The organism is Rhodococcus aetherivorans, assembly GCF_025722975.1.
Lineage (GTDB): Bacteria > Actinomycetota > Actinomycetes > Mycobacteriales > Mycobacteriaceae > Rhodococcus > Rhodococcus aetherivorans.
This window is the reverse complement of the sequence record NZ_CP106982.1, coordinates 4908509-4929219: the sequence shown is the minus strand read 5'-3', so window position 1 is coordinate 4929219 and position 20711 is coordinate 4908509. Positions and strand designations below refer to the sequence as shown.

The window sequence follows — 20711 nt, the reverse complement described above, 5'->3', positions numbered from 1 at the left end:
AAGCGCGGACGCAGGGTCGATCACCCTGCGTCCGCGCTTCGGCGTCTACGCTGCGGGGCATGGCCAAACTCGAGGTATCGACCGACCTTCCGCTCGAACCGCACGTGACCTGGGTGCGGGCGTCGGACCTGCACGGATTCGACGAATGGCTGACCATCCACGACGGGTGGCGCAGCGACCTGCCGAGCGAACTCGTCGTCGGCACCACCGCCGAGTCCGTCGTCTCGGTCAAGGGCATGCGTAACCGGGTCGCGTGGACCGTCCGGGAGATCGGCTCGCCGCACCACCTCGTGCTCCACGGTTCCGGCAAGGGCGGCACCCGGTTCAAGCTGCGGATGACCGTCCGGGCCGCCGGGATCGGCTCCGTGCTCAGCCTGAACATCGACCTCGGCGGGGCGCCGCTGTTCGGGCCGATCGGCTCCGGCGTCGCGCGGGCCCTGCACGGCGACATCGAGGCCTCGCTGCGCCGGTTCGCCGAACTCTACAGCTGAGCCGCAGCGCCGAAGGCGCTCATGGGTCCCAGCACCGAAGGTGCCCATGAGCGCAGCACCGAAGGCGCTCATGTGTCCCAGCGCCGAAGGTGCTCGTGAGCGCAGCACCGAAAGCGCCCTCCGCGCGGGCGACACGCCGGGGACCGGCGCGAGAAGTGCGCGCCCGCGGGCCGCGCTCGGCAGAATGAGGCGATGACGACCCGCACATTCGAAGGCCGTCGTCTGAACCTGACGAACCTCGACAAGGTGCTGTACCCGAGCACGGGCACGACGAAGGCCGACGTGGTCGACTACTACGTCGCCGTCGCCCCGGTGCTGCTACCTCACGTCGCGGGCCGGCCCGGCACCCGCAAACGCTGGCCCGAGGGTGTCGGCGGCGAGTCGTTCTTCGAGAAGAACCTCGCCTCCCACGCGCCGAAGTGGCTCACCCGCAAGACTGTTCACCACAAGCAGCGGTCGGTGACGTATCCGGTGTTCGACTCCGTGGCGTCGCTGGCCTGGCTGGGGCAGCAGGCGGCACTCGAGCTGCACGTGCCGCAGTGGCGGTTCTCGGGTTCCGTCCCGGGTCCCGCGACGCGGATCGTGTTCGACCTCGACCCGGGGGAGGGGGTCACGCTGGCGCAGTGCGCCGAGGTTGCCCGCCTGGTGCGCGACATGGTCGGCGGGCTCGGCTGGCCCGCCTACCCGGTCACCAGCGGCAGCAAGGGGATACACCTGTATGTGCCGCTCGACCGCGAGCTCGCACCGGGCGGGGCGTCGACCGTGGCGAAGCAGGTGGCGATCAACCTCGAGACGCTGCATCCCGACCTGGTCACCGCCACCATGGCCAAGGCCGTGCGCGGTGGCCGGGTGTTCCTCGACTGGAGCCAGAACAACCAGGCCAAGACGACCATCGCGCCGTATTCCCTGCGCGGCCGGGAGCAGCCGTGGGTCGCCGCGCCCCGCACCTGGGACGAACTCGACGACCCCGGGTTGCACCAGTTGCGGTTCGACGAGGTGCTCGCGCGCCTCGAGGCCGGACCCGACCCGCTCGCCGCGCTCGACCCGCCGCTGCCCGAGTCCGACGCCCTGACCGAGTACCGGCACAAGCGCGACCCGTCCCGCACCCCCGAACCCGTCCCCGCCACCGTGGGATCCGGACCGGGCAATTCCTTCGTCATCCAGGAGCACCACGCCCGCCGCCTGCACTACGACCTGAGGCTCGAGCGCGACGGGGTGCTCGCGTCGTGGGCGGTGCCGAAGAATCTGCCGGACGATCCCGGCCGCAACAACCTCGCGGTGCGCACCGAGGACCATCCGCTCGAGTACCTCACCTTCCACGGCGTGATCCCCAAGGGGGAGTACGGCGCCGGCGGCATGACGATCTGGGACACCGGCACCTACGACACCGAGAAATGGCGCGACGACGAGGTGATCGTGCGCCTGCACGGCGCGCGGGTGCAGGGCCGGTACGCGCTGATCCGCACGGCCGGCAACCAGTGGCTCGCGCACCGCATGAAGGACCAGAGCGCGCCGTCGGGCCCGCCGACGAGCTTCCCGCGCGACCTCGAGCCCATGCTCGCGACACCGGGTGAGGTGACCGGTCTCGACGCCGACGAATGGGCGTTCGAGGGCAAGTGGGACGGCTACCGCGCCGTCGCCGAGATCGAGAACGGGCAGTTGCGGCTGCATTCGCGTTCCGGCCGCGACATCACCGGCGACTACCCCGCTCTCGCCGATCTCACCCGCATCCTCGACGGGCACGAGGTGGTCCTCGACGGCGAGGTGGTCGCGTGCGACACCCTCGGTGTCACAAGCTTCCGGCAGCTGCGGACCGGGGGCACCCCGCAGTACTTCGTGTTCGACGTCCTCTTCCTCGACGGGGTGACCCTGTACCGCAAGCCGTATTCCGACCGGCGGCGCGTGCTCGACGCGCTCGCCGCCGCGGCCGACGGGCTGGTTGTTCCGGAACTGTTGCACGGCAACGGATCCGAAGCGCTGGAGGAGAGCACCCGGCGGGGCTGGGAAGGGGTGGTGGCCAAGCGGCGGAACTCGGTGTACATGCCGGGCCGGCGCAGCCCCGACTGGGTGAAGTCGAAGAACTGGCTCACCCAGGACGTCGTCATCGGGGGCTGGCGCCTCGGCAAGGGGGCCCGCGCCGGCACCTTCGGCTCGCTGCTGGTCGGCGTGCAGGGCGAGGCCGGGCTGGAGTACGTCGGCCGCGTCGGCACCGGCTTCGACGAACCCCAGCTCGCCGAACTGTCGGCCGCCATGGCGGGTCTGCGGCGCCGCACCACCCCCTTCGCCGGCGACGTCCCGCGCGAGGACGCGCGGGACGCGGTGTGGGTGAGCCCGAAGCTGGTGGGGGAGGTGCGGTTCCGGGAGTGGACCGACGCCGGCAAGCTCTGGCATCCGAGCTGGCGCGGGTTGCGCGACGACATCGACCCGCAGGACGTGGCCCGCGGCCGCGGATGACCGCCCGCCCCGGGTGCCGAAAACCTCACCCCGGGGTGCCTGTCGTCCTCCGGCGCGTCGGCGCACCGTGGTCACACGGCACATCCGCCGACTGTGGCACGGGCCGGCGCGCCCGGAGGAGGGAAGGTTCGACGATGTTGCAGACGACCGACAGGGGCCGCCTCGGCCGCACCCTGATGACCGCGTACGGCGCGGCCGCCTACGCCGTGTTCTTCGCAGTGTTCCTGTACTCGATCGGGTGGGTCGAAGGTCTCGTGGTGCCCCGCACCATCGACGAGGGGCCGCAGACGCCGATCGTCGTCGCCGTGATGGTGAACCTGGCCCTGTTGTCCGTGTTCGCCGTTCAGCATTCGGTCATGGCCCGGCCCTGGTTCAAGGACCGATGGACCCGCATCGTCCCACAGCCGATCGAACGCTCCACGTTCGTCCTGTTCGCCACCGCCGCCCTGGCGCTGGTGATGTGGCAGTGGCATCCACTGCCACAGGAGATCTGGGACGTGGACGCGACACCGGTGCGCGTGGTGCTCTATGCGGTGTCCTTCGCAGGATGGGGCCTCGTGCTCGCATCGACGTTCGCGATCGACCACTTCGACCTGTTCGGCCTGCGGCAGGTGCTGCGGAACTTCGCCGGAAAACCCCCGGCCGAAGTCGTATTCCGCACCCCGATGCTGTACCGCGTGGTGCGTCACCCGTTGTATCTCGGCTTCCTGATCGCGTTCTGGGTGGCGCCGACGATGAGCGTGGGCCACCTGCTGTTCGCCGCGGTCACCACCGGATACATCCTCGTCGCGCTGCGGTTCGAGGAACACGATCTGACCGACACGTTCGGCGACCGGTACCGCGACTACAGTGCCCGCGTGCCCCGGCTGGTGCCCCGCCCGCGCGCGGCGAGCCGAACCTGACCATGTTCCGGCCGGCTCCGGTGCGGGCACCCGCACCGGAGCCGTGCAGCGCCGTAGGGTACTTCGCGTGAGCATCGCGAAGTCCCTCGTCCTGTTCGTCGTCGCGGCCCTGTTCGAGATCGGCGGTGCCTGGCTCGTGTGGCAGGGAATCCGGGAACAGCGCGGCTGGATCTGGGTGGGCGCCGGTGTGATTGCGCTCGGCGGGTACGGAATGGTGGCAACGCTGCAGCCGGATGCGAATTTCGGTCGCATCCTCGCTGCCTACGGCGGAGTGTTCGTCGCCGGATCGCTCGTGTGGGCGATGATCGTCGACGGCTTCCGCCCCGACCGGTGGGATGTGGCCGGCGCCCTGGTGTGCCTGCTCGGCGTGGCGCTGATCATGTACAGCCCGCGCTGAACTCCGGCACCGTCAGCCGACGGTCACCGTCCCCGCGGCCGGTGTCGAATTGCAGATCGGGCCGCTGCTCAGGTTCACCGAACCGAATACGGTGGTGAGCACGGTGCCCGGGCCGGTGTTCACCACCTTCGCCAGGTTCGGGTACGTCCCCTCGAGGTCGACGATCCCCGCCTGGCCGGTGCTCTGATTGAGCCATGCGACCGACACCTGCCCCGCAGCGGGCATGGGGCCCATTCCCGGTGCGGTGGAGAACAGTACGTGACCGGGTGCGATCGCGGGGTTCGCCTCCGGGCCGGCCTGCGCGGTGACCGCCGTGATCGAGGCCAGGCTGCCCTGGTTGAGGCACCCGAAGGTCAGTGCCGTGCCGAGGGATTGGGGCGGTGCGGCGCCGGCGCTGCCGGCGAACAGGACGGCGGCCGCGATCGGTGCGGCGGTGGCGAGGATTGCTCGGGTGGTTCGGGCGGCGCTCATGCTGATGCTCCTGTGATCGGAATGTCACGTCCGGGTGCCGACCGCCGCGCCCCGCCGGCGGCGCGCCCCGCGCACCGAATGACGCCCCCGAGTCTAGATCGCGAACGGCGGAGCATACGACGTTTCGGAGATCTTGCTTGCCGGGGATGTCAACGCACGCGGTAGAACTGCGCGGCATTGTCGTGCAGCGCCCGCGCGGCGAGGTCCGGACCCAGTGCATCGGTGACCACTGCGACGTCCGTGTCGGTGAACGGCCGCGGCGCCCGGGTGGACGGCAGGTCGGTGCCGAACATCAGGGCGTGCGGGTTCCGGTCGGCGACGGCGCGCAGAACGGCGGCGACGTCGAAGTCGGCGCGGCCGAACCCGGTCGCCTTGACCCGGACCCCGCGGTCGACCAGGTCCAGCAGGTGCGGCAGTCCGGCCGCGGACAGGCCCAGGTGGTCGATGCTCACCGCGGGCAGGGCGGCGACGGTCCCGGTGAGCGCGGGCAGTTCGCGGGCGTCGACGTACAACTCGGTGTGCCAGCCGGCGACGTCGTGGACCCGCCGCGCGAGCGAGTCGAGGTGGGCGGCGGATTCCGAACCGCCGCGGCGCAGGTTGAACCGGATCCCGCGCACGCCGGCCTCGTCGAGCCGGGCGATCTCGGTGTCGGTCACGGTCGCCGGCAGTTGGGTGACGCCCACGAAGCGGGGGCCGAGGAGGGCCAGCGCGTCCAGCAGGTAGCCCTGATCGAAGCCGTGGAAGGAGCCGGACACGACGGCGCCACCCGTGACGCCGAGCCCGCGGACCCGCTCGAGATAGTCGGCGACCGTGAAGGCCGGCGGCACGTATCCCTCGTTCGGGGTCACGGGGAAGCGGGGGTCGACGATATGGAAGTGGGCGTCGAAGATCGGCATCACGCGTCGCCCGTCGGTCACGTGCGCGTAAGCGCGTCCGCGGTGATCTCCTTCACCGACGTCAGCCCGCTGAGCCCGAGCGTCAGATCGAACTCGGCGATGATGTTCGCGACGGCGTCGCGGGCCCCCTCGCGGCCGCCCACCGCCAGCCCGTACAGGTGCGGGCGGCCGACGGTGACCGCGTCGGCGCCGAGGGCGAGCGCCTTGAACACGTCCGATCCGGTGCGGATTCCGCTGTCGAGCAGCACCGGTACCCGGCCGTCGACGGCGGGTGCGATGCCGACCAGGGCGTCGAGCGAGGCGATCGCGCCGTCCACCTGGCGGCCACCGTGGTTGGAGACGATGATGCCGTCGGCCCCGGCGTCGAGGGCGCGCCGGGCGTCGTCCGGATGGAGGATGCCCTTGAGCAGCACGGGAAGATCGGTGCGCTCGCGCAGCGACTCGATCTCCGTCCACGTCAGGGAGGGCCGGGAGTAGATGTCGAGGAAGGTCTCGACGGCGGCCCGGGGCTCGGGGGAGCGGAGGTTGTCGAGGAGGCGGCCGGGGTAGCGCCGGCTCATCGAGAGCAGTGTCCTGATCGCGCCTAGGGTCACCTCCACCTCGGGTCGTGCGCCGGCGGCGGCCGCGATGCGCTCGCGGACGATGCGCACGAACGTCGGGTCCGAGGTGTACTGGGCGATGCCCTCGCCGCGGGCGAACGGCAAGGATCCGAGGTTGAGGTCCTGGGGCCGCCAGCCCAGCAGGGTGGTGTCCAGGGTGACGACCACGGCGTCCGCGCCGATCGTCTTCGCGCGGGCGAGCAGGCTGTCGACGAGGTCGTCGTCGCTGCTCCAGTACAACTGGAACCAGCGCGGGGAGTCTCCCATCGCCGCGGCGCTCTCCTCCATCGGGGCGCAGCCCTGGTTGGAGAAGATGTAGGGCACGCCGAGTTCGGCCGCCGCGCCAGCGATCGCGACGTCGGCGTCGGGGTGCGCGAGCTCGGCGGCGCCGACCGGCGCCAGCAGGACCGGGGCGGGCAGGGTGCGGCCGAACAGCTCGACGCTCAGGTCCCGGCGGGAGACGTCGCGCAGCACGCGGGGGACGATCTTCCAGCGGTCGAAGGCCTCGCGGTTGGCGCGCATCGTCGCGCCCTCGCCGGCGCCCCCGGCGATGTAGGCCCAGCCGCGCCGGCTCGTCTTCCGTCGCGCCAGGCGTTCCAGGCCGGCGAAGTCGGTCGGCACCGCGGGGGTGCGCCCGAGCACTCCTGCCCGGTAGATGACGTTCTGGCGGGCACGGCCCGCGCCGGGCTGCGGCGCCACGGGTCCGTCGCTCATCGGCGATTCCTCACTGGTGCGTCGGGCGGGATCGTCTCGGACGCTACACGGAAGCGCCCACGCGCCGGGCCGAAGCGCCGGTCGTCCGGCGGAGACGGTGGACAGATTCCGATATACCCCCTAGGGTATGCAGTACCCCATGGGGTATGAACCTCGAACGACGGCACGATGCCCACCGGTGTGGGCCGAGGAGTGGACAATGAGGGAAATCGACATCGCTGCATTCGCCGACGAGTGGAAGTCCGGCGCGACCGTCGTGGACGTGCGCGAGGACTACGAATACGAGCAGGCGCACGTGCCCGGTGCCCAGTGGATCCCGCTCGGCGAACTCGCTTCCCGTCTCGCCGAGATCCCGGGGACCGACCTCGTCTACGTCATCTGCGCCTCCGGCAATCGCAGCCTGCGCGGCGCGGACATCGTGTCCGCGTCGGGGCGGTCCGCGGTCTCGGTCGCCGGCGGCACCAAGGGCTGGCTGCGCGCCGGTCACCCGGCCGAACAGGGCGGAACCCGATGAGCCTGCTCGAGAAGATCAAGGCGCGCTTCGCCAAGCCCTACGAGTCCGTCGGCGTCGGCCGGGCGCGCGAGTTGCTGGACGGCGGGGCGGTCCTCGTCGACGTACGCTCCGCCGCCGAGTACCGGTCCGGGCACGCGCCCGTCGCGCAGCACTGCGAACTCTCCCAGGTTCCGACGAAGGCGGCGCGGATCGTGCGCAACCGGCCGGTGGTGTTCGTGTGCCACTCGGGCATGCGCTCCGCGAGCGCCGCGCGGATGTTCGCCCCGGCGGCGCAGGCGCCCGTCGCCTCGCTGCGCGGCGGCATGATCGCCTGGGAGCGGGCCGGCGAGCGGGTGGTCAAGGGCGGTCGCCGCTGAAGGAATCGCCGGGTCGACCGGCCCGAGGTCCGGGAATCGGCGCCGAGCCGGAATGTGGGCACGGGAATACCCCACCGGGTATGATGGGTTCATCTTCAGTATGAAGGGGCCGACCATGACAGTTAACACCGTGAATGCCGCAGAATCCACCACCCAGGTGCTCAACCGGCTGCGCCGCGCACAGGGCCAGCTCGCCGGCGTGATCTCCATGATCGAGAACGGGCGCGAATGCCGCGAGGTGGTCACCCAGCTCGCCGCGGTCTCGCGCGCCCTCGACCGGGCCGGATTCAAGATCGTCGCCACCCGGTTGCGGCAGTGTGTCCTCGACGAGCAGGACGACACCTGCGTCGACAAGCTGACCGAGGAGGAACTCGAGAAGCTCTTCCTCGCGCTCGCCTGACAACAGCGAACCACGAAGGAGCAGCATGACACTCGCTCTCGCCACCACGCTGCGCGCCCCGCTCGGCGACACCGTCGAGCGCACCCGCGAGGCGCTGAAGGAACAGGGCTTCGGGGTGCTCACCGAGATCGACATGCAGGCCACCCTGAAGACCAAGATCGACGTCGACATGGAGCCGTACGTCATCCTCGGGGCGTGCAACCCGCCGCTCGCACACCAGGCCGTCTCGGTCAATCGGCAGATCGGGCTGCTGCTGCCGTGCAACGTCGTCGTCCGGCGCGATCCGGAGGACGCCAACCTGGTGCACGTCGAGGCCATGAACCCGCAACTGATGGTGCAGGTGGCCGAGGATCCCGGGCTGCAGCCCGTCGCCGACGAGGCCGCCCGGCGGTTGCAGGCAGCGATCGACGCGCTGGGGAGCTGAGCCGTCACTCGAGAACGGGCGCCGAGATGTCTCTCGGCGCCCGTTCCCGTGTTCGTCCTGTCGCCCGTTCGTCCTGTCTCCCGCTCGTCACGGTCTCCCGTACGCCGCCCGGGCCTTCTCGCGCAGCAGGCGCACGGCGCGGGCCGGGTCGTCCGTGCCGTAGACGGCCGTGCCGGCCACGAAGCAGTCGGCGCCGGCCGCCGCGGCAGCCCCGATGGTGTCGAGGTTCACCCCGCCGTCGACCTCGATGAGCACGTCGAGTTCCCCCGCGTCGACCAGGCGTCGCGCCGCGCGCACCTTGTCGAGCATCTCGGGGATGAACCGTTGGCCGTTGAATCCCGGAGGCACGCTCATCACCAGGAGCGTGTCGAAGTGCGAGAGCGTGCCGATGTGCGGCTCGAGCGGGATCTGCGGCGCGAGCGCGAGACCGGCGCGGGCGCCGGCGTCGCGCAGGCGGCCGGCGAGAGCGACCGGGTCGCGGACGGCCTCGACGTGCACGGAGACGTTGTGCGCGCCCGCCTCCGCGTAGTCGACCGCCCACCGGTCGGGATCCTCGATCATCAGGTGGCAGTCGAGCGGCAGCGGGGTGTGCCGGGCGAGGGACCGCACGACCGGCACCCCGAAGGTGATGTTGGGGACGAAGTGTCCGTCCATCACGTCGACGTGTAGCCAGTCCGCGCCCCGATCGGATCCACCGGCCACGGCCCGCGCCTCGTCGGCCAGGCGCGCCAGGTCGCCCGAGGCCAGGCTGGGCGCGATCATCGGCTCGCGCCGCGGGCGGCGATCGGCCCGGTGACCAGCGCGGACGTCGGGGTCCATGCGACGACAGTACCCGCCTCGCGGTGCCGGCGAGGCGCACCGGATCGATCGTCAACCGGGCATTGACGACCATGAGCGCGTCAACCTATGGTTGACGAATGACGAACCCGGTACCCATGAGCAATCCCGTCCGGCTCGACGACCTCATCGATGCCATCAAGAAGGTGCATACCGACGCCCTGGAACAACTGACCGACGCGGTCCTCGCCGCCGAGCATCTCGGGGAGGTCGCCGACCATCTGATCGGCCACTTCGTCGACCAGGCCCGCCGCTCCGGCGCGTCCTGGACGGACATCGGGCGCAGCATGGGCGTCTCCAAGCAGGCGGCACAGAAGCGCTTCGTGCCCAAGGGTTCTGCCGATCTCGATCCCGAACAAGGATTCAGCCGATTCACCGAACGCGCCCGTAACGTCGTCATGGCATCACAGAACGAGGCCCGGGCGGCCGGCAACGCCGAGATCACCGGCGAGCATCTCGTCCTCGGTCTGCTGAGCGAGCCCGACGCCCTCGCGGTCCGCGCGCTCGTCGCGCAGGACGTCTCGCCGGACGCGGTCCGTCGCGCCGTGGTGGAGAAGCTCCCGCCGGCGTCCGGGGACGTGCCCGACCTGATCCCCTACGACGCGCGTGCGCGCAAGGCCCTGGAGCTGACGTTCCGGCAGGCACTTCGTCTCGGGCACAACTACATCGGCACCGAGCACATCCTCCTCGCCCTCCTCGAATACGAGGACGGAAACGGCGTCCTCACCGGTCTCGGCGTGGACAAGACGGCCGCCGAAGCGCACGTCGCCGCGGCCGTGGCGGCGGAGCAGGCCGCACACGCGGAGCGCGGAGACGCGGAATGAGCAGGCAGCGATCCGCTGTCCAGCCGACCCGTCGCTGAGAGGGCCTCATCCGCAGGGCGAAACCGCCTCCCCGGTCCGCTCCTCGATCTACCGTTGAGTCGAGGCAGCCGAGAGGGGGAACGATGACCTACCCGCTCGTCGAGAAGTCCCGGGAACGTTCGGAAGCCGGGCGGCATTTCGTGATCGAGGACTACACGAAGACGCCGTCGCTCTGTCGTCGCGGTGTCTGGGTGGGGCGTCGGGTCGATTTTTCCGAAACCGTGCTGATGTCCTTCGAGCACGGCCAGGACGACCTGTCCGTCGGCTGGATCGTGAACGGCGCGGCGATATCGCCGGCAGGCTACTATGCGCCGTGCCAAGGAGTGCCGACGATCCGATACCGGTGTCCCGGAGACGGTAGGAACCTGCACACCATTTCGCTGATGAGCACGCCCGGCAGCGATCAGGACTGTGTGGACCTGCAGGTCGTGTTCACGCGTCCGCCGCAGTGGAATCCGCTCGAGTACGGTCCCTCGAAGAAGGTGTGCCTCCAGGGCCGGATCGTCGAATGGCCGTGGTTCCTTCTGCAGCAGGAACAGCAATGCTGGGAGCGGTTCCGGAACGTATTCGAGAAGTACGTGGTGGTACCCCGTCCGGTTCCCGCACCGCCCGGCCCGGTGGAACGGTGGATCGCGAGCCTTCGGGGCGACGAGGCCGCGACGGTACGGGCTGAACTGGACACTGTCGAGCAGTTGGATCACGCCCGGGACGGCGATTTTCTCGCAGAGATCCGTGCCGACCTCGCGGCGAGGTTCCTCCGGTGGGCGAACTCCGAGGACGGGCCGGGTGCCGTGGACCGCTCGCCGCCACGCAGCGATCCGGGTCGAGATTCCTCCTGAGCGAGAGGGCGGACCCGTGACCGAAAAGGCAACGCTCCGGCGACTGGCGGAGTGGGTGTTCGGCGGCGTCGTGCTCGTCGTCGACACGGTCTTCACGGTGATCCGTGTCGTCGTGTGGCGCTCGCGCTGGAAGCCGGCATTGACTGCCCTGCGCCGGTACAACAAGGTCGTCCTCAACCCGGTGATCTTGAAGAGGGGAGGGAAGACGGTCACAGCGGTGCATCACGTGGGTCGCACATCCGGATGGCCATACGTGACCCCGGTGTGGGCGGAACGATCCGGACAGTCGTTTTTCATCCATCTGCCCTACGGCACCGACGTCGACTGGTGCCGCAACGTTCTGGCGGGCGGGGGCTGCGTCCTCGAGCGCGAGGGCGTGCGCTACGACGCCGTCGCTCCCGTGATCGTGCCGGCGGCGGAGGCGGAACCGCATCTGTCGTCGGCATCGAGGAGGATGCACCGACTGTTCGGCGTCGAGTCGTATCTACGGCTGGACATCGCCCCTGGCGTGCAGGCGGACTGATCGAGCGGCTGGAGCAGGGGCATCGCGCTGGTTCGCCCGCTCCCCGCGAGCGGCGGTCCGTAGAGAGCGGCTGCGGGTGAGCTCGACCAGCGGTCTCTTGTGCCCCCGGCAGGATTCGAACCTGCGACACCGGCTTTAGGAGAGCCGTGCTCTATCCCCTGAGCTACGAGGGCGGCGCGCGGTGGACCGGCGGTGCCGATTCGATGCGCGGTGTGAGTGTAGCCGGGATCGCGGCGCCGGTGTGAAACGGTCGCGGAACCAGCGGCACGGCGAGCGCCGCCGCCGCGCCGACGGCGATCCACGTGACGGTCCAGGCCTGGTCGGAGGCGTGTGAGGCGGACAGCAGGGCCGGGGTACGGAAGCTCGACCCGTAGATCGCGGCGCCCGTGAGGGCGATCGCCGTTCCCGCCCGGTCGTGCACCCGAATGTCACACGCCGTCAATCCAGGCTGACTCAGGTGGTCCATGCGACACGCTCCCTGACCAGGGGAGATGTCAGTGGGTCGAGCAGCACGAGAGGCGAAGAAGGCTAGGTTCTTCGCCATGCGCATGACGAAGGTGTCGATCGCCAAGGCCGCAGCCGCGGTCGGTGTCAGCCGACAAACCGGCTACCGGTGGGAGGACGAGGCCAACGGCACCGTCCGCCGTGCCCCGCACTGGGAGCACGGCGGACGGTCGTTGTCCCTGGGCGAGCGGGAGCTTGTCGCCCTCGGACTCGCCCGCAACGAGTCGGTCCAGACGATCGCCGCGCACCTGGGCCGGCACCGGTCGGTGATCTACCGGGAGATCGAACGCAACAGCAACCGCGACGGTAGCTACCGCGCCGTGTCGGCCCACGCGCGGGCCTGGACCCGAGCACTGCGACCGAAAGTCGCCAAGCTGATGGCCGCACCCGAGTTGCGCGCGTATGTCGTCGCCAAGCTGAAGCTGCGCTGGTCCCCGCAGCAGATCTCGGCCAGGCTGGTGGTCGACTTCCCCGACCGAGCGGAGATGCGGGTGTCCCACGAAACCATCTACCAGGCCGTGTATGTGCAACTGAAAGGCGAACTGCGAAAAGAGCTTTCGGAGTATCTGCGGCGCCGGCACACCCGTCGGGTGCCGCAGGGGCGAGTGCCGAGCAGTGCCCGCCATATTCCCGACAAGATCCTCATCTCCCAGCGGCCCGCCGAGGTCGAGGACCGGGCGGTGCCCGGGCACTGGGAGGGAGATCTGATCATGGGGGCGCGCAACCGCTCGGCGATCGGCACCCTGGTCGAGCGCACCACCCGGTACGTGGTGTTGCTGCACCTGCCGAAGGTCCGCGACGTGTCCGGCGTCCGCGATGCGATGATCGCCGCGATGCGGTCGTTGCCGGAGGTGATGCAGCGGTCGGTGACCTGGGATCAGGGCCACGAGATGCGTGCTCATGCCCAGATCACCATGGCCACCGACGTCGCTGTCTACTTCTGCGATCCGCACTCGCCGTGGCAGCGCGGCACCAACGAGAACACCAACGGTCTGCTCCGGCAGTACTTCCCCAAGGGCACCGACCTGTCGGTGTACACGCCCGAGGACCTGCAGCAGGTCCAGGACGAGTTCAACGGCCGCCCCCGGCAGACGCTACGCTGGCGCACGCCAACCGAAGCGTTCACCGAGCTTGTCGCATCGGCCGCCTGAAACCGCCCCAACCGAACGCATGTGACATTCGGCCGGAGGTGCGGCAGGTGACCTGCGGCAGGTGACCTGCGGCCGGTGACCTTCGGTCGGAGGTGCGGCCAGTGACCCCGGGGGTGGGAACCGTCCCCCTCGGGGTGCGGTGTGCAGCCCGAAGAGCCCTGGAGTGCGGCCGTGGCGTGCCGGAGGGTGGATCCGCACGCCGAATCCTCGTCCCCGGGAGTACTCATGCCTCGCTCGATCTCGCGCACGATCCGCTTCGCCGCCGTGGCCGTCGCCGCCGTGGTGCCCGCCCTGGGTGCCGTCGCTCCGGCCGCCGCGGAGGACGAGTCTGCCCTGCAACAGCTTTCGCCCACAGCGGAGTGTCCGTTCGCCGCCGGGAGCACCGGGCAGTACGCGACGGACGCGATGGGACCGTATGTGCAGTGCTTCCTTCCGTCGATCGAGTCGTGGATCGATGCCACGTACCAGGACATGCCGCATCCCACCGCCTACTACTCGGTGGCGGCGGGGAAGTCGGGGGAGGCGGCGCCCGGCTGCGCCTACGACGAGAACTCGCTGATGTACTGCGCGGCCGACCGCAGCCTCTACATCGGCGAGAAGGCGGCGATGGACCTCGTGAACGGCTACGGGGAGATCGCCATTGCCGCGGTGCTGAGCCACGAGGTGACGCATCACTTCCAGACGATGCTGGCACTGCCGGAGCCCGACCCGGCCGAACCCAACAGTGCCATCCCCTACGAGAACCAGGCCGATTGTGGATCGGGCGCCTTCGTCGCGTACTCCGAACGCGACCTCGGCGTCACGGTCGAGCAGACCGACCTGGCGTCGCTGGGCCGGGCGTTCGCCGCGGTGGGGGAGGACAAGGGGCCGGAGCGCACCCACGGCACCGCCGAGCAGCGCATCCAGGCATTCGACACCGGCTACCTCAGCCCGTCGCCCACCCCGTTGCTCTCGTGCGTCGACTACATCCCCGAGGCGCCCATCGCGTACATCGGCTGACGCGCCGGGCGCTCCGCTGTGATCACAATCACATAACTGCCGTCGTCTCCTCGCGGTTCTGTATGCGCGCGAGGCGGCGCCGGGAGCCGCCGGCCCCGGCGGACGTCCCAACCCCGCCCGCGCGCACCAGGAGGGTGTTTCCGCAGTTCACGCAGGTGGGGCAGGGCTGCATCCGGCCGGGCTGCCGCCGGGTCGCCGTCGGTACCCACCGCAGAAGTGTCCGAAACGTAACGCTGGCGCTGCCCTATATCGTTTTGTTACTTTGAGTCGCCAGAAACGGCCGGGGCACACCCGGCGCGCAACGGACGACGGATGAGGTAGCAACTGTGGGACGGCACCAGCGGGCAGGCGACGAGGCGACCACCTTCGAGATGGATCTGTCCGGTGCGTCCTCCGGCCGCGGCCGGCACCGCGTCGAGCCCACCGGTCCGTCGGCACCCGTGAAGGCCGCCACCGTGGCCGCCGCCACCGGCGCCTTCTTCGCCGTGGGTGCCCAGCTCGCCGCCGGCACGGCCAGTGCCGCGCCCGCCCCCGCCCAGACCGGCACCCTGCCGTTCGAGGTGCCGCAGGGCCTGCTGCCCGAGGGCTTCGAGCTCCCGCAGCTGCCCGGTGCGCCCGCCCCGGCCGACGAGCACGGCCACGAGCACGCCGCCGCTCCCGCCCTGCCGCCGGAGCTCGACACCCTGGTCGACCAGTTCGCCGCGGGCCAGGGCTGGCTGAACAACCTCAACCCCGCCAAGCCTGCCACCGTGCAGCCCGTCTCGGGCACGCTCACCTCGGACTTCGGCCCCCGCTGGGGCAGCCACCACGGCGGCATCGACATCGCCGCCCCGATCGGCACGCCGATCAAGTCCGCCGCCGACGGCACCGTCCTCGACGCGGGCGCCGCCTCCGGCTACGGCCAGTGGGTGCGCGTCCTCAACGACGACGGCACCACCGCCGTCTACGGCCACGTCGACACCTACCAGGTCAGTGCCGGTCAGCGGGTGACCGCCGGTCAGCAGATCGCCACCGTCGGCAACCGCGGCTGGTCCACCGGCCCGCACCTGCACTTCGAGGTGTGGGACCAGGCCGGCGGCAAGACCGACCCCAACGCCTGGCTCAGCACCCGCGGCGTCGTCGCCGACTGGGGCAGCTACCGCGCCGTCTGACGCTCGCCCCCAACTGCGGTCGCTCGGCCGCTAGGCTGACGAATCATCACCTAGCGGGGGAGAGGGACACGGCTCCATGGGCACGCAGATCAAGGCTCGCTCCTTCACCCGCGCCGACCGGCGCGAGTTCCGCACCAAGGTGCAGGCCTGCCTCGCCGCCCTGGACCGGATGCTGCGCGACGGCGCCTTCACCGACGCGCGCGAACGGCCGGAGCCGCTGCTCGGCATGGAGATCGAGTTCAACCTCGTCCAGGACGACATGGAACCGGCCATGTGCAACCTCGAGGTCCTGCAGGCGATCGACGATCACGCCGTGTTCCAGACCGAGCTGGGCCAGTTCAACGTCGAGATGAACGTCGACCCCGGGCCGTTCGCCGGTGACGCCACCCTCGACATCGAGAACACCCTGCGCGAGTCGCTGCGCCGCGCCGACACGCGGATGCACCGGCAGGACGCCCAGCTCGTCATGATCGGCATGCTGCCCACGCTCGAGCTCGCCCACCTCGACCGGGAGCGCATCACCGCCAACCCGCGCTACGAGGCCCTCAACGAGCAGATCTTCGCCGCACGCGGGGAGGACATCGAGCTCGATCTCGACGGCGTGCCCCTCCCCGGCCGCGACGACGCCGAACAGCTGCGGGCCGACGCCAACTCGGTCGTGCCGGAGGCGGCCTGCACGTCGCTGCAACTGCACCTGCGGGTGGCCCCGGAGGACTTCGCCGACCACTGGAACGCCGCTCAATGCCTGGCCGGAGTGCAGGTGGCGCTCGCCGCGAACTCCCCGTTCCTCGCCGGCAAGGCGCTGTGGCACGAGAGCCGGATCCCGCTGTTCGCGCAGGCCACCGACACCCGCACCCAGGAGCTGAAGAATCAGGGGGTGCGGCCGCGGGTGTGGTTCGGCGAGCGCTGGATCGACTCGGTGACCGACCTGTTCGAGGAGAACTCGCGGTACTTCCCGGCGCTGCTGCCCGAGGTGTCCGACGTCGATCCGATCGCCGAGTTCGATGCCGGCCGGACTCCGCGGCTGCGCGAGCTGCAGATGCACAACGGCACCATCTACCGCTGGAACCGGCCCGTCTACGACGTCGCCGACGAGCACCCGCACCTGCGGCTCGAGAACCGGGTGCTGCCGGCGGGCCCGACGGTGCTCGACATCATGGCCAACGCCGCGTTCTACTACGGGGCGCTGCGCGCCCTCGTCGACGCCGACGTGCCGCTGTGCCGGTTCATGAGCTTCGACGCGGCCCGCGAGAACCTCGGGATCGGGGCCAAGTACGGCCTCGACGCGCGGCTGTACTGGCCCGGCCTGGGCTGGGTGGGCGCCGACGAACTCGTGCTGCGCCGGCTGCTGCCGATGGCGGACGCGGGCCTGACCGCCTTCGGACTGTCGCAGCAGGCGCGGGACCGGTACCTGGGCATCATCGAAGGCCGGTGCCTGAACCGGCAGACCGGGGCGGCGTGGCAGCGGGCGCAGGTCGTCGAACGGGAGGACGCCGGCGCCGACCGGCGCACCGCCCTGCACGGAATGATGCGTGACTACATCCGGAACATGCTGGGCGGCAAGCCCGTTCACGAGTGGCCGCTCGGCACGGCATGATCACAACCGGACGGTGCGGGTCACCGTGACCGCGGGGGTGACCACGGCCCGGTTCTCCGGAGCGGTGTATCCCGGGACGACGGTGAGGTCGTCGGTGACGTCGGCGACGTGCAGTACCACCGCGCCGTCGCGCGGGGCGACGGTCAGCCGCACCTCGATGCCCTCGGCCGGGGTCCCGGAGAACAGGAACCCGAACGGCGCGGCCGGCGCGGCGCTCCGCTCGGCCACCACCGCCTCCCGCACCGCCGCGGACGTCCCGTCCACCCACAGCCCGATCGTCGGCGCCCCGCGCGGCGACGTCAGCCGCAGGGTCAGCGTCCGTTCGTCGCCGTCGGTGACGTCCGCGACGACGGCGAGCCCGGGCGCGGGCAGCGGCGCGACCGGCGCGGGCCCGTGGGCGAACCTGGTCTCGCTGCGCCACGGGAACGCGTCCGGCAGCGTGGCCGGCTCCTCGGTCAGCAGGGCGCGGCTCCAGGCCGAGGCGGGGGCGCGCGGCGACGCCCACACGGCGGCACCGGTGTCCGCGTTCAGCGCGTAGAGCAGTTGTTCCTGCCGCGGCGGGGTGGCGCCGTCGCGGTTGACCCAGCCGCCGACCGGCGCGGCCACGAGCACGACCCCCGCGGCGGCGATCGCGGCGAGCCGCAGCTGCGACGGCGCGCCGGCGGCGTCGACGAGCGGCAGCGCCAGCGCGAACAGCACCGCGACGAACACCCCCGCGAGCGGCGCTCCGGTGAGCAGACCGGCGTCGAACGACGCCACCGCGGCGGGCACGAGCACCACGACCGCCGGAACTGTCCCGGCCAGCGTCACCGGCGTCCGCCACCCGCGCCGATCGGTGGGCAGCAGGTCCACGACGAGCGCGGCGATCGCCGCGGGCAGCGCCGGCAGCACCAGGACGGTCGCGACGCCGAGGAAGGGCAGCGCGGCCAGGGCGGTGACCGTCACGGCGAGCAGCGCGCCCGTCGCGAACGCGGCAGGGCCGACACGGCGGCGCACCGGCGGATACGCCGCGAGCAGGACGGCGACGGCCGCGGCCGCCGCGGCGACCTGATAGGGCACCGGCAGGTACGGCTCGCGCAGGACCGCCGAGGCCTGACCGGGAGCGATCCGCAGCGCGAGCCACCACGGCACGAACGCCGCACCCGCCGCCGCGGCCGCCACGGCGATCGAGATCCCGCCCGACGCCGCGAGACGGCCCGCCGAGGCGGCACCGTCCCGGATCCGCCGGGCCGCGAGGGCGCCGGTGACGGCGGCGAGCAGCGCGGTCAGGGCGATCTCGAGCGGGCGCGGGTAGTGCACCGGCCCCCAGGGCAGCGTGACGACGACGTCGTCGCCCCCCGAGCCGAGCACTGCCAGGTCGGCGGACGAGAACCGCTGTGCCGCAGCAAGGGTGGTCTCTCCCATGCGCTGCAGCGACGCGGTGTCGAGCCGGTCCGGGGTGTCGAGGGGACTGTGATAGTAGGCGCCGCCGCCGGCGATCGCGGTGTCCGCGGCGTGCATGCCGGCCTCGGTGAGGCGGCGGAAGTCGGTGTCGTTGGGCAGCAACTCGAACGCCGTCTGGGTGAACGAGTCCGCGGTCGTGCCGGGCACGCCGGACAGCACACCCACGAGACCCGCGTTGGGGGAGGAGATCCGGAAGGTGACGGGGATCCCGCCGTTGCCGCGGGCCTCGTGGTTGAGCACCACCGTCGACCTCGCGTCGGCCGGTTGCCGCCGCGTGTACTCCTCGGCGCCGAGCAGGCCGCGTTCCTCGCCGTCGGTCACGAGCACCGTGACGTCGTTCCGGGGACGGGGGCCGGCGGTCAGGGCGCGGGCCGCCTCGAGCACCGTGGCGATCCCGATCCCGTCGTCGCCCGCGCCGGGGGAGCCGGCGACGGTGTCGTAGTGCGCGGCGAGCACGACGGTGCCGGTGGGGTCGGTGCCGGGCAGGGTGGCGACGACGTTCGCGACCCGGCCGCCCCGCTGGGTGCCCTGCACGGCGGTGGCCGACCAGCCGACGCCGTCGTCGACGCGGACGGACCAGCCGAGGTCGTCGAGGATGCGGACCAGGTACTCCCGGGCCTCGGCATGGCCGGCCGAACCCGGGGTGCGCGGCCGCGCGGCCACCGCCTCGACGTGGGTCGTCGCGCGGACGGCGCTGAACGCGGTGGGGGGAGCGTCGGCCGGTGCGGGTGCCGCCGGGGTCCGCAGCGTGGCCGCGAGCCCGACGAGGAGCAGCACGAGCAGTCCGATCCGGCCGGCCCGGCGGGTGCGGCCCGCGCCGGCGGGGGCCGGAGCATCGTCCATGCGAGCGAGCCTAGCGCCGGATCGTGGAGACGACCGTGCCCCGGCCGCGGGGGCCGGGGCACGGTCGGAGGCGACTCAGGCGTTCGGGGCCCAGCTGTCGGGACCGAACACCTCGTAGTGGATGTTCTCGGCGGGCACGTTGCGCTCGATGAGGGCCTCGCGCAGCGAGAGCATGAACGGCAGCGGACCGCACAGGTACGCCTTGGTGTTCGGGTCGAGCGGCAGGTCCGACACGTCGGCCCGGCCCACGCGCACGGTCTCGAGCGGCTCGCGGGCGCCGAGGTCCTCGTACCACCGGTGCACCTCGGCGGACGGGATGCGCTCGACGAGGGTGGCCAGCTCGTGCCGGTGCGCGTGGTTGGCGACGGAGCGGTCGGCGTGCAGCACCGAAACCTTGCGCTCGTCACCGGTTTCCGCGAGGTGCGCGAGCATGCCGATCATCGGGGTGCAGCCGATGCCGGCGGAGGCCAGCAGCAGCGGGGCGCCGTCGTCGGGCAGCACCAGGTCGCCGAACGGGGTGGTGACCTGCAGCTCGTCACCCTCGAAGACGTTGTCGTACAGGAAGTTCGACACTTCACCGGCCGGCGCGGCGGTGCCGTCGGGGGTGGTGGTCGCCACGATCCGCTTGACGGTGATGCGCCAGTCGCCCTGGGCCGGCGCGTTGGTCAGGCTGTACTGGCGGATCTGGCGGGCCCCGTCGGGCAGCTTCACGCCCACCGAAAGGTACTGTCCCGGACGGAAAGCGGGCAGCGGGGCGCCGTCGAGCGAGGTCAGGACGAACGAGACGGTGTCGGCGGACTGGTGCCGGCGCTCGGCGACCCGGACGGTGCGCCACACGTCGCCCGGCGCGACGCCCGCGGCCTTGTACAGGTCGTCCTCGAGCTTGATGAGCGTGTTGGCCATCAGCCAGTACAGCTCGTCCCAGGCCGCGGCGACCTCGGGGGTGACGGCCTCGCCGAGGACCTCCACGATCGCCTCGAACAGGTGCTTGTGGACGATCCAGTACTCGTCGGGCTTGATGCCGAGGGAGGCGTGCTTGTGCGCGATGCGGGACAGGATCGCCTCGACCCGGGCCGGGTCGGGATCGAGCTGCAGGGTCGCGAAGGCGGCGATGGAGCCGGCCAGGGCCTTCTGCTGTTCGCCCTGCTTCTGGTTGCCGCGGTTGAACAGGTCGCGCTCGAGTTCGGGGTGCGCGGCGAACATCTTCTTGTAGAACAGCGGGGTGATGTCGCCGATGGCGGCACCCACGGCGGGGAGGGTGGCGCGGACAACTTCCTTGGACTCGGCTGAGAGCGGCATCGTGAACTCCGTTTCGGGTAGGGCTGGGCCGGTTCCGGGCTGTG

Annotated in this window: 22 protein-coding genes and 1 tRNA gene; 15 read left to right on the top strand and 8 right to left on the bottom strand. The window is 71.2% G+C overall.

Translation table 11 applies throughout. From position 1 onward, the window contains the following. The first annotated feature begins 59 nt into the window (after positions 1-59). The 4 genes from OCS65_RS22455 (at position 60) to OCS65_RS22440 (ending at position 4244) form a co-directional block, all read left to right on the top strand. Positions 60-491 carry a type II toxin-antitoxin system Rv0910 family toxin gene (locus OCS65_RS22455; protein ID WP_263507676.1) on the top strand — a complete coding sequence of 144 codons (432 nt, stop codon included), beginning with the start codon at positions 60-62 and terminating at the stop codon, positions 489-491. 192 nt (positions 492-683) lie between these two features. Beyond that, complete coding sequence (locus OCS65_RS22450; protein WP_029541926.1) at positions 684-2945, top strand: ATP-dependent DNA ligase; 2262 nt, start codon at positions 684-686, stop codon at positions 2943-2945. A 134-nt stretch (positions 2946-3079) separates the two neighbouring features. Continuing rightward, positions 3080-3847 carry a methanethiol S-methyltransferase gene (gene mddA / locus OCS65_RS22445; protein WP_006930258.1) on the top strand — a complete coding sequence of 256 codons (768 nt, stop codon included), beginning with the start codon at positions 3080-3082 and terminating at the stop codon, positions 3845-3847. Between the two features lie 67 nt (positions 3848-3914). After that, positions 3915-4244: a YnfA family protein gene (locus OCS65_RS22440; protein ID WP_029541928.1), complete on the top strand. Its 330-nt coding sequence runs from the start codon at positions 3915-3917 to the stop codon at positions 4242-4244. Positions 4245-4256: 12 nt separating this feature from the next. Here the strand turns inward: OCS65_RS22440 and OCS65_RS22435 are convergent, their stop codons facing one another. The 3 genes from OCS65_RS22435 to OCS65_RS22425 form a co-directional block, all read right to left on the bottom strand. After that, positions 4257-4715: a hypothetical protein gene (locus OCS65_RS22435; protein ID WP_043797747.1), complete on the bottom strand. Its 459-nt coding sequence runs from the start codon at positions 4713-4715 to the stop codon at positions 4257-4259. 149 nt (positions 4716-4864) lie between these two features. After that, on the bottom strand, positions 4865-5611 hold the full coding sequence (locus OCS65_RS22430) for an amidohydrolase family protein (RefSeq protein ID WP_037201466.1): 747 nt from the start codon (positions 5609-5611) through the stop codon (positions 4865-4867). 17 nt (positions 5612-5628) lie between these two features. Further along, positions 5629-6924, bottom strand: a complete 1296-nt coding sequence (locus OCS65_RS22425) for a lactate 2-monooxygenase (protein WP_006930265.1) — start codon at positions 6922-6924, stop codon at positions 5629-5631. A gap of 199 nt (positions 6925-7123) precedes the next feature. Between OCS65_RS22425 and OCS65_RS22420 the strand changes: the two genes are divergently transcribed. The 4 genes from OCS65_RS22420 (at position 7124) to OCS65_RS22405 (ending at position 8618) form a co-directional block, all read left to right on the top strand. Further along, positions 7124-7438 (top strand): rhodanese-like domain-containing protein, encoded by a 315-nt coding sequence (locus tag OCS65_RS22420; RefSeq protein ID WP_006930266.1) that lies wholly within the window; start codon positions 7124-7126, stop codon positions 7436-7438. Next, the gene (locus OCS65_RS22415) at positions 7435-7794 is read left to right on the top strand and encodes a rhodanese-like domain-containing protein (protein WP_006930269.1); all 360 of its coding nucleotides are present in this window, start codon (positions 7435-7437) and stop codon (positions 7792-7794) included. Before OCS65_RS22420 ends, OCS65_RS22415 begins: the two co-directional genes overlap by 4 nt. Positions 7795-7909: 115 nt before the next feature. Further along, entirely contained in the window at positions 7910-8194 is a 285-nt protein-coding gene (locus OCS65_RS22410) for a metal-sensitive transcriptional regulator (protein ID WP_037201469.1), read from the top strand. Between the two features lie 25 nt (positions 8195-8219). Further along, positions 8220-8618: a DUF302 domain-containing protein gene (locus OCS65_RS22405; protein WP_263507669.1), complete on the top strand. Its 399-nt coding sequence runs from the start codon at positions 8220-8222 to the stop codon at positions 8616-8618. Between the two features lie 87 nt (positions 8619-8705). Here the strand turns inward: OCS65_RS22405 and rpe are convergent, their stop codons facing one another. Then, positions 8706-9437, bottom strand: a complete 732-nt coding sequence (rpe, locus tag OCS65_RS22400) for a ribulose-phosphate 3-epimerase (protein ID WP_006930272.1) — start codon at positions 9435-9437, stop codon at positions 8706-8708. Positions 9438-9535: 98 nt separating this feature from the next. Between rpe and OCS65_RS22395 the strand changes: the two genes are divergently transcribed. From OCS65_RS22395 to OCS65_RS22385, 3 genes are all read left to right on the top strand, one after another. Beyond that, complete coding sequence (locus OCS65_RS22395; protein ID WP_263507666.1) at positions 9536-10279, top strand: Clp protease N-terminal domain-containing protein; 744 nt, start codon at positions 9536-9538, stop codon at positions 10277-10279. Positions 10280-10401: 122 nt separating this feature from the next. After that, positions 10402-11157 (top strand): hypothetical protein, encoded by a 756-nt coding sequence (locus tag OCS65_RS22390; RefSeq protein WP_006930274.1) that lies wholly within the window; start codon positions 10402-10404, stop codon positions 11155-11157. 16 nt (positions 11158-11173) lie between these two features. Next, complete coding sequence (locus OCS65_RS22385; protein WP_037200600.1) at positions 11174-11680, top strand: PNPOx family protein; 507 nt, start codon at positions 11174-11176, stop codon at positions 11678-11680. 100 nt (positions 11681-11780) lie between these two features. Here OCS65_RS22385 and OCS65_RS22380 read toward each other — a convergent pair. Both OCS65_RS22380 and OCS65_RS22375 read right to left on the bottom strand, forming a co-directional pair. Then, a tRNA-Arg gene (locus OCS65_RS22380) sits at positions 11781-11853 on the bottom strand. Then, positions 11844-12146 carry a hypothetical protein gene (locus tag OCS65_RS22375; protein WP_263507664.1) on the bottom strand — a complete coding sequence of 101 codons (303 nt, stop codon included), beginning with the start codon at positions 12144-12146 and terminating at the stop codon, positions 11844-11846. Before OCS65_RS22375 ends, OCS65_RS22380 begins: the two co-directional genes overlap by 10 nt. A 25-nt stretch (positions 12147-12171) precedes the next feature. On the opposite strand from OCS65_RS22375, the gene OCS65_RS22370 reads away from it, so the two are divergent. The 4 genes from OCS65_RS22370 (at position 12172) to OCS65_RS22355 (ending at position 17082) form a co-directional block, all read left to right on the top strand. Then, entirely contained in the window at positions 12172-13335 is a 1164-nt protein-coding gene (locus OCS65_RS22370; protein ID WP_029546562.1) for an IS30 family transposase, read from the top strand. A gap of 225 nt (positions 13336-13560) precedes the next feature. Further along, a complete protein-coding gene (locus tag OCS65_RS22365) occupies positions 13561-14334 on the top strand; it encodes a neutral zinc metallopeptidase (RefSeq protein WP_065922921.1) in 774 nt (257 codons plus the stop codon). 326 nt (positions 14335-14660) lie between these two features. Beyond that, positions 14661-15485, top strand: a complete 825-nt coding sequence (locus OCS65_RS22360; protein WP_029541940.1) for a M23 family metallopeptidase — start codon at positions 14661-14663, stop codon at positions 15483-15485. Between the two features lie 76 nt (positions 15486-15561). Continuing rightward, positions 15562-17082 (top strand): glutamate-cysteine ligase family protein, encoded by a 1521-nt coding sequence (locus OCS65_RS22355; protein WP_065922920.1) that lies wholly within the window; start codon positions 15562-15564, stop codon positions 17080-17082. Here the strand turns inward: OCS65_RS22355 and OCS65_RS22350 are convergent, their stop codons facing one another. Both OCS65_RS22350 and OCS65_RS22345 read right to left on the bottom strand, forming a co-directional pair. Further along, the gene (locus OCS65_RS22350) at positions 17083-19368 is read right to left on the bottom strand and encodes a M28 family peptidase (protein ID WP_263507661.1); all 2286 of its coding nucleotides are present in this window, start codon (positions 19366-19368) and stop codon (positions 17083-17085) included. A gap of 75 nt (positions 19369-19443) precedes the next feature. Next, positions 19444-20667, bottom strand: coding sequence for a globin domain-containing protein (locus OCS65_RS22345; protein ID WP_161997030.1), 1224 nt, complete (start codon positions 20665-20667; stop codon positions 19444-19446). Positions 20668-20711 lie beyond the last annotated feature (44 nt).